The sequence below is a fragment of the Syntrophorhabdaceae bacterium genome, assembly GCA_028713955.1.
Classification (GTDB): Bacteria; Desulfobacterota; Syntrophorhabdia; order Syntrophorhabdales; family Syntrophorhabdaceae; genus UBA5609.
This window is the reverse complement of record JAQTNJ010000143.1, coordinates 1-8,084: the sequence shown is the minus strand read 5'-3', so window position 1 is coordinate 8,084 and position 8,084 is coordinate 1. Positions and strand designations below refer to the sequence as shown.

The 8,084-nt window shown below is 47.8% G+C and carries 9 protein-coding genes; 7 read left to right on the top strand and 2 right to left on the bottom strand.

Annotation, left to right across the window (positions count from 1 at the left end; translation table 11 throughout):
- Positions 1 to 71 precede the first annotated feature (71 nt).
- From proC to ubiE, 7 genes are all read left to right on the top strand, one after another.
- Complete coding sequence (gene proC / locus PHU49_11695; protein ID MDD5244668.1) at positions 72 to 872, top strand: pyrroline-5-carboxylate reductase; 801 nt, start codon at positions 72 to 74, stop codon at positions 870 to 872.
- Positions 872 to 1,522, top strand: coding sequence for a protein-L-isoaspartate(D-aspartate) O-methyltransferase (locus PHU49_11690; GenBank protein ID MDD5244667.1), 651 nt, complete (start codon positions 872 to 874; stop codon positions 1,520 to 1,522). The genes proC and PHU49_11690 overlap by 1 nt, the downstream gene beginning before the upstream one ends.
- A complete protein-coding gene (locus PHU49_11685; GenBank protein ID MDD5244666.1) occupies positions 1,510 to 2,385 on the top strand; it encodes a sigma-70 family RNA polymerase sigma factor in 876 nt (291 codons plus the stop codon). Before PHU49_11690 ends, PHU49_11685 begins: the two co-directional genes overlap by 13 nt.
- Positions 2,366 to 3,892, top strand: a complete 1,527-nt coding sequence (murJ, locus tag PHU49_11680; GenBank protein ID MDD5244665.1) for a murein biosynthesis integral membrane protein MurJ — start codon at positions 2,366 to 2,368, stop codon at positions 3,890 to 3,892. The genes PHU49_11685 and murJ overlap by 20 nt, the downstream gene beginning before the upstream one ends.
- A gap of 93 nt (positions 3,893 to 3,985) precedes the next feature.
- Positions 3,986 to 4,831, top strand: coding sequence for a hypothetical protein (locus tag PHU49_11675; protein MDD5244664.1), 846 nt, complete (start codon positions 3,986 to 3,988; stop codon positions 4,829 to 4,831).
- Entirely contained in the window at positions 4,828 to 5,361 is a 534-nt protein-coding gene (cobO, locus tag PHU49_11670; protein ID MDD5244663.1) for a cob(I)yrinic acid a,c-diamide adenosyltransferase, read from the top strand. Before PHU49_11675 ends, cobO begins: the two co-directional genes overlap by 4 nt.
- Positions 5,362 to 5,495: 134 nt before the next feature.
- Positions 5,496 to 6,251 (top strand): bifunctional demethylmenaquinone methyltransferase/2-methoxy-6-polyprenyl-1,4-benzoquinol methylase UbiE, encoded by a 756-nt coding sequence (ubiE, locus tag PHU49_11665; GenBank protein ID MDD5244662.1) that lies wholly within the window; start codon positions 5,496 to 5,498, stop codon positions 6,249 to 6,251.
- 56 nt (positions 6,252 to 6,307) lie between these two features.
- Here ubiE and PHU49_11660 read toward each other — a convergent pair whose 3' ends face one another.
- Together PHU49_11660 and dctP are read right to left on the bottom strand one after the other, a co-directional pair.
- Positions 6,308 to 6,904, bottom strand: coding sequence for a hypothetical protein (locus tag PHU49_11660; GenBank protein ID MDD5244661.1), 597 nt, complete (start codon positions 6,902 to 6,904; stop codon positions 6,308 to 6,310).
- 91 nt (positions 6,905 to 6,995) lie between these two features.
- Positions 6,996 to 7,988: a TRAP transporter substrate-binding protein DctP gene (gene dctP, locus PHU49_11655; protein ID MDD5244660.1), complete on the bottom strand. Its 993-nt coding sequence runs from the start codon at positions 7,986 to 7,988 to the stop codon at positions 6,996 to 6,998.
- Between the last annotated feature and the right edge of the window lie 96 nt (positions 7,989 to 8,084).

The following is an 8,084-nucleotide window of genomic DNA, read 5'->3' as shown; positions in this document are numbered from 1 at the left end:
GCTGACGGCTTCCAACAGAATTGACTTTAAAATATCCTGCCTATCTGTTATAAGAAACAAGGAGGTCGGGGATGAAAAAGATTGGCATTATCGGCGTCGGGAATATGGGTGAATCGATAATCAAGGCGCTCTTGAAAAAAGGCGCTACAAAAGAAACGATCATCTTTTCGGAAATAAAAAAGGAACGGGCACGTGCCGTCAAAAAGAGCTTCGGGATCAGGGAATCTAAGAAACTCAACGAGCTTGTGAAGAACACCGATTATATCATCCTCGCCGTCAAGCCGCAGGATTCAAGGACCGTGCTCACCGGGATAGCCCCTTTTCTTGATCTCAACAAGATCATCATCACAATAATGGCAGGGGTAACAACGTCAAACATACTTTCAATCGTCGGGAAACCTGTTAAAATCGTAAAGGCAATGCCGAACATCTGCGTTAAGGTCGGTGAGGGAGTGATCGGTATCGCCCATAATAAGATCGTAAAAAAAGAAGAGGTAAAAAAGGTAAAAGATATATTTGAACCCCTCGGAAAGGTTGTTGAGATCGGGGAAGAGCTTATGGATGCGATAACGGCGCTTGGCGCAAGCGGGCCGGCATTCTTCCTTCTCTTTCTCGAGGCAATGATCGATGCCGGTCTTAAAATCGGTATCCCAAGAGAAAAGGCAAGGGTCGTCTCTGCGCAGGTTGTTAAAGGGACTCTGAAGATGCTTGAGGAGGAAGGGATACACCCTACTGTCATGAGAGATATGATCACGTCGCCCGGCGGTACAACGATCTCCGGGATCGCCGTCCTCGAAGAAAAGGCATTTAAGGGGATTATCATTGAGGCAATAGAGAAGGCAAGCAAGAGGGCAAAAGAGCTCTCACTATAATGCTGAACAACTTCCAGAGTAAAAGACAACAGATGGTCGATACCCAGCTGATCCCGCGGGGGATCCGGGATAAACGGGTGATCGACGCGATGAAAAAGGTACCGCGCCATCTTTTTCTCGATGAAGCCCTCTGGCCGCAGGCCTACGAGGATCATCCCCTGCCTATCGGTGAAAAACAGACAATCTCCCAACCCTATATAGTGGCCCTCATGACAGAACTCCTGCAGCTTACCGGAAAGGAGAAGGTCCTGGAGATAGGCAGCGGGTCAGGTTTCCAGACGGCTGTCCTGGCCGAACTCGCTGAACGGGTTTACACGATAGAGAGGATACCGGCAATCGCAAAGCGTGCCCGGAAGATCTTCGACAACCTGAAATACAGCAACATAATTATTACTATCGGAGATGGTACATTGGGCTGGAAGGAACACAGTCCCTATGACGGTATAATCGTGACCGCCGCTGCGCCGAATGCCCCGCAACCCTTGCTCGAGCAGCTCAGTATCAGAGGCAGGCTGGTAATACCCATAGGGAATGAATTCTCACAGGACCTCATCGTCTATACCCGCGAAGAAGCCAACCATTATATTGAAGAAAATCACGGGGGATGCAGGTTTGTAAAACTGATAGGAGAGCGCGGTTGGAAGGATTAAGCGAAGAGAGCCGCAACATCTATGCCTCTGCAAATGAAGAGGTGAAAGTAGAAAGACTCTACATGAGGGATCTCAGGAAGCTTCCGATCATTTCCTTTGAGGAAGAAAAGAACTATGCAGTAAGAATAGCACAGGGCGATCCGGAGGCCAGGAAAAAACTGATAGAGGCAAACCTGAGGCTCGTCGTCAAGATTGCAAGGAAATATACAAATCAGGGTATCTCGATCCTGGACCTCATTGAAGAAGGCAATATCGGCCTCATCAGGGCAGTGGAAAAATTCGATCCTGCAAGAGAATGCAGGTTCTCTACCTACGCAACGTGGTGGATAAAGCAAGCCGTAGAGAGATCAATAGCAAATCACTCACGAACAATACGCCTTCCCGTACATGTGTCATCAAGGATCCATAAGATATCAAAACTGACAAGCCATTATATGGAAAAAGAGGGGAGAGAGCCTTCGATTGAAGAACTATCTCAGGAAACAGGCCTCAAAGTAGAGTTTATAAGAAACCTCTTTTCCATGATAATAAAGACCTATTCCCTGGAGACGCTGATCGATGAAGAGGGCAGGCTCACCCTCGAAGAGGTCCTGGCAGACCCTTTCGTCGAGGAACCCCTGTCAGTTCTTGAGCACACAAAGAGAGCGGAAGAAGTAGCCTCCTGGCTCGACACCCTCACCACCGATGAAAAGAAGGTCATAACCCTGAGATACGGTCTTGATGGCGAGGAGCCTCAAACCCTTGAATCTATCGGCAAGACTTTTGGCGTAACAAGAGAGCGAATCCGGCAGATAGAACAAAAGTCACTCAACAAACTTCGCAGGACAGTGAAGAGAAAAAATATTGGAACAGAAAATATCTGAAACACATTCCTCTGGCAACCCTGCCCGGGACATCGTCAGAAAAGGCTCCGTCATAACCCTGATAACGCTTATCAGCAGACCGCTGGGCTATATCCGGGAAGCGGTTCAGGCATATCTTTTTGGCGCCACGCTTCTCGTCGATGCGTTCATCGTTGCCTTCAATTTCCCCGGGCTTATTCAGACTCTATTTTTTTCCGGGGCAACGAGCGCCTTCCTTATACCTGTCTGCACACAATACCTGCATGACCGTGACGAGTATTCAAAGATCTATTCTACCTTTATCAATCTATCGATACTGATCACCTTTTTTGTATCGATCATATTCTTCATATTCAGCGCTACCATCACGGGCATGATCGCGCCCGGCTTCAGCACGGCGGCAAAGGAGATCACGAGGAACCTGTTTATCATCATGATACCTGTTATTTCCCTGCAAACCCTGCTGTCTGTAATGAAGGCCTTCCTCAACGCAAAGGAGCACTTCGCTGCCCCGGAACTGTCAGGGATTTTCATGAACGTTGCCTTTATCGTTGCGGCCCTGACACTGAAGGACCGGTTCGGTATATACAGCCTCGCCATCGGGGTCACCGCGGGCGCCTTTATCCAGATCGTCATGCAATATCCTTATCTCAGGAAATTGGGTATCAGATACAGTTTTTCTATGGATTTCCATCACCCTTCTTTCGCTGAAGCAAAAAGTCTGTTTGTTGGCGCACTGATCGCCACGTCCATTGTTCCCATCAACAGTTTCGTCGGCAGGATCATCGCTTCCTACCTGCCCCATGGCGAGGTGGCGTCTTTAGCCTACGCGTTCAGGATCTTTATCCTGCCGTTCAGCCTTTTTGCGGTGCCTGTCTATACAGTGATGTTTTCAAAGATCTCCAGGCTTTACCACGACAAAGACTGGCACGGTATAGCCGTCCACACAGACAGTTCTTTCATTCTTCTTTGTATCACATTAATACCCTCAACGATCCTGCTCTGTACGATCGGAGATATCTGTACAAAGATCCTTTATGAAAGGGGCGCCTTCAAGGCCCATGAAACATATATCACGAACCGGGCCCTTTTCGGTTACAGCACGGGGATCATATTTTACGCATTCTCCATTTCCCTGGTAAGGATATTCAATGCCCTCCACGATATGAAGACCCCTGCCCTTGTTGGGATAACATCGATCTTTCTCAATGCCGTTCTCGCGGCTATCCTCATGGTCCCTTTAAAAAACCTCGGGATCTCCCTTGCGACCTCACTTGTGTCTTTCTACAACTTCGTCATGCTTTACTTTCTTCTGAAGAAAAAGATTCAATACCGCATGGCAGAGAAAACTATCAGAGAAATCATCAAAGCACTCCTGGCGGGTATCATTCTTACGCTCACCATCTTGTTAGCGCGCTATATCTTCATCGGCAACATTTACATCATCCTTGTTTCCAGCGCCTTGCTTACAGCGGTAATCTACGGATTGTTTTTTAAAAATTATTATCTTGCGATCTTTAAAAAATGACCGGTTATTGTTTTCTCAATATTTTCTTTATTATCTCCTTTTTTTCTTTTAAAATTATAGAAAGTGTGACAATGTAATCTGCAGGAACGATTGATGCCTCCAAACAGCACCTTAACCTATGAGAATATCATAGGAGAGATCAAAAAAATATCCATGGATAACTACCGCGATGATGATATCCTGCTTGCCGAGCGTGTTTTTCAGGATTCAATAGACCTCTTCAACGGCAAGACAGGTGGTTTTCTGAAATGCGATATGAGGTACCACAACATCATCCATACCCTTCAGACGATCCCTCCGTTCATCGAGATCATTGACGGCTGGAATAAAAGCAAAAGCACTCCTTTCGTTTCCAAAGAATACTACATACTCGGCATCATAGCGGTCATCCTTCACGATACAGGATATATAAAATGCGATGACGATACGGAAGGAACAGGCGCAAAATATACTTTCACCCATGTACAGCGAAGCATCGATTTTGCCGGAACGTACCTCCCGCGGATCGGTCTTGACGACAAGAGCGTGGTCAGTATCCAGAACGCTATCCGTTGTACCGGGGTAATATTCGACAACAAGGTGCATTTTCATTCCGACGAAGAAAGAATAATCGGGTACGCCCTCGGCACGGCAGATCTACTGGGGCAGATGTCGGCCACGGATTATGTTGATAAACTTCCTGCACTTTATCTCGAATTTGAAGAGGCTTACGGTTTTGAGGGACTGGAAAATCTTTACGGCAGGGGATCTACACTGTTTAAAGACAGCAGACATCTTATCGAGAACACACCGGTTTTTTTTGAAAAGGTTGTCATGGAACGTTTCAAGATGATGGGGTCTATCTACAAATACCTTACATATCACTACAACAGCAATGAAATCCCCTATATCAAAGAGATCGAGAAAAATATCGGCAAGATAAAAAACACCCCGCAATGAAACAGGAGAAAGGATATATAATCGTCCTGACAGGGGACGGAAAAGGCAAGACAACGTCTGCCCTCGGTATGGCAATGCGGGCTGTCGGGCAGGGAATCAGGGTTGTTATGCTCCAGTTCCTCAAGGGCGCGTGGCGCTACGGAGAACTGGAGACGGCCAGGAGACTCGGGCCTGATTTTACTCTCCGTCCACTCGGCGATAGATTTATCCACGTAAATCCCGACAATCCGGACCCTGCCGATGTGGAGACGGCCCGGAAGGCATGGGAGACCTGTAAAGAGGTTTTATTTTCCGGGGATTGCGGAATGCTCATACTGGACGAGATCAATAACGCGATAGCCTACGGATTACTTCCCGTCGATGACGTACTGGACGCCCTTGAAAGGCGCCCACACAACCTGCACGTGGTCCTCACCGGCAGGGCCGCCCATCCGCGACTCCTGGAAATAGCCGACTTGATAACAGAGGTCAAAGAAGTGAAGCACCCTTACCGGCAGGGTGCGGCGGCGCGAAAGGGAATAGAATACTAAGGACATCGCTCCCCGCTACCAGGATGCCGGCCTCACGCTCCATTAAAACATTCTTTTGATGCATTGACACACATTCGAATCTCCACTATACTACGGTGTGCCTTACAGACAGGGCAATAAAGAAAGATCTGCAAATGGAAAAACGTTCGAAGAATAGATATCCTTCCGTTTCACAAATGGACAACGCGGAGCATGTCGGTATAGTAAAAGAGATATTTTCGACCATAACCGCGCGGTATGATCTCCTGAATCACGTGCTCAGCCTGGGATTTGATATCTTCTGGCGCAGATTTACCGTGAAGAAGATGCGCTTTTTCAAGGCCTTCCGTCTCCTTGACATTGCCACAGGGACCGGGGACCTCGCTATCTATGCCGCAAAGGCATATCCCCGCATTACAATAACAGGTCTTGACTTTACCGGGAGCATGCTCGAAACGGGAAAGACAAAGATCTCCCGCAAGGGTCTTGGCCGAAGCATCTCATTGGTACAGGGTGATGCCATGTCCCTGCCCTTCCCTGACAATACTTTTGATGTTGTTTCCATTGCCTTCGGCATCCGGAATATACCCGACAGAAAAACAGCAATCAGCGAAATGATCCGTGTCCTTGTCCCCGGCGGCAGGTTTATGGTACTGGAGATGACGTTCGCGAGACATTCTCTTTTCAGCAGGATGATCCGGTTCTATCTGAACAGCATTCTGCCTTCCATAGCCGGAAAGATCACAGCAAATCCCGGCGCCTATCATTACCTGGCAGATTCGATCATGAATTTTCCTTCATCTGCTGAATTTGCAGGCTTTCTTGAAGATCTGGGTCTCAGGGAGGTTGCTACATACCCCCTTACTTTTGGTGTTACCTGCCTCTATTCCGGCTTGAAACCTCATGATTAGAAATTATGGAAAAGGATACGATCAAGGTGGGATAACTATTGCCGGGTGCTGCGCACCTATTCCAGGCTCTTTATAATATATGGGACAAGTTCCTGCATAGCATGTTGCAGCGTCTTCTCAAGAGCCCACCGTATCGGTTCGGAAGAATGGTCCAGTCCCTCATCCTCGTCCCGGGCACCGGAAGTCAATGTCTTTATGAACTGACCGTTCTTGAAGACCTGCGCCTCCAGCTTAACCTCGGCGACTGTTGAAATGGTAAACACGTTAGAAGACTGGTTTGCCGACAGGCTGACGATGGCGGGCTTTACCCCTTTTGAGACATTCCCGGGGAGCTCCGGGCAGGTTTTTGCTTCATACCCTGCAGCGGACAGTTCCTCCACAAGCGCCGAAAGAAACCAGTTTACGGGATCATCCTGAGTGAAGATCTCCTCTTCCCCTGTTTTTCCAAGGACCTGTTTTCCTGCCTGGAAAGGCGTCACGCTGTAACGGGCCACGGGCCGGGCAATAAATATCTGTCCCGAACCGCCGGAGGCGTTGACAAACCGCCCGTATGTCAGATCAACTCGCTGCTGAACAGGCGCACAACCTGCCGCACAGATTGCCAGGAGGAAAAACAGAATAAAAGATTTTAACCACAAATTACGTACCATCATCTAACCCTCGCTACTTTAATCTTAATCCTTTCTATCTTTTAATCAATACCAATTGAAGATTAATCACGCGGATAAAAGACAACGTTGACCTTTATTTTCCATTACCCGCGGTGGCCTTCAGAAACTCCTGAAGTAGTTTCCGTACCTCTTTGACCTTAAATATCTCAAGTCCCTGTATCAGGGATGCCCTTTTGCGGAAAGAAGCAATATCGGGCTTCTCATCTACAATTATACCGGCCGCCTTTATCTTACCGAGAAAACTTTCCTGATTGTCCCTGCTCCAGCGCCTCTGGTAGCGACCGGCCTCCTTCATGCACCGCAAAATAAGTTTCTGATCTTTCTTCGGGAGGTCCTGAAACCATTTGAGACCTGCAATACCTATATGCGATGAATAGACGTGTCCCGTAAGGGAGAGATAGCTTTGCCCTTTATAAAAATCATCAAGCCAGATTGCCGACAAAGGGTTTTCCTGTCCATCAATCTCTTTTGATTGCAAATCCGCAACAACCTTTTTAAGATCCCCGATCGGTATCGGGTCTGCGCCAAACAGACGCCACAACTCCTTGTGCAGAGCGGATTCCATGACGCGAATCCTGAGGCCTGCCACATCGTCGACCTTATGAACCGGCCTTTTGCTATTGGTGAGATGACGAAAACCGTTCTCTGAAAAGGTTAAACCCTTAAACCCTGATTTTTCGAGCGTTTTCAAGAGTTTTTGTCCCAGAGGACCCTCGAGGATCCTATCGACCTCTTCATAGTTTTTGAAAAGGTATGGATAATCGATAACGCGCACCTCAGGGACGAACCGGTCAAAAGGACCGGATGTAATGATACCCATATGGACATTGCCTGTCTGTATCTTTTTCAGGATCTCCACTTCGGTTCCCAGAGAGCCGCTGTCATAGATCGTAACCTTATGGGTCGAACGGGCCTCAATGAGTTCCTTGAATTTTTCAGCACAGACATTTTGCGCAGCGCCCGGTTTTGTGACAACCCCTAATGTTATTTCCTGAGACCAAATGACACCCGGGCATATCAGACCCAGCAAGAACACCGCGATGACCACTGCTCTGCACATCTTCATTGTCTCCTTCTCTCTATAAAAATTACCATAGCAGGATATGAAAAGTCTATCATCCTCCCATACCTTACGGGATTTATCTCTCTGCCCTCAGCTCTC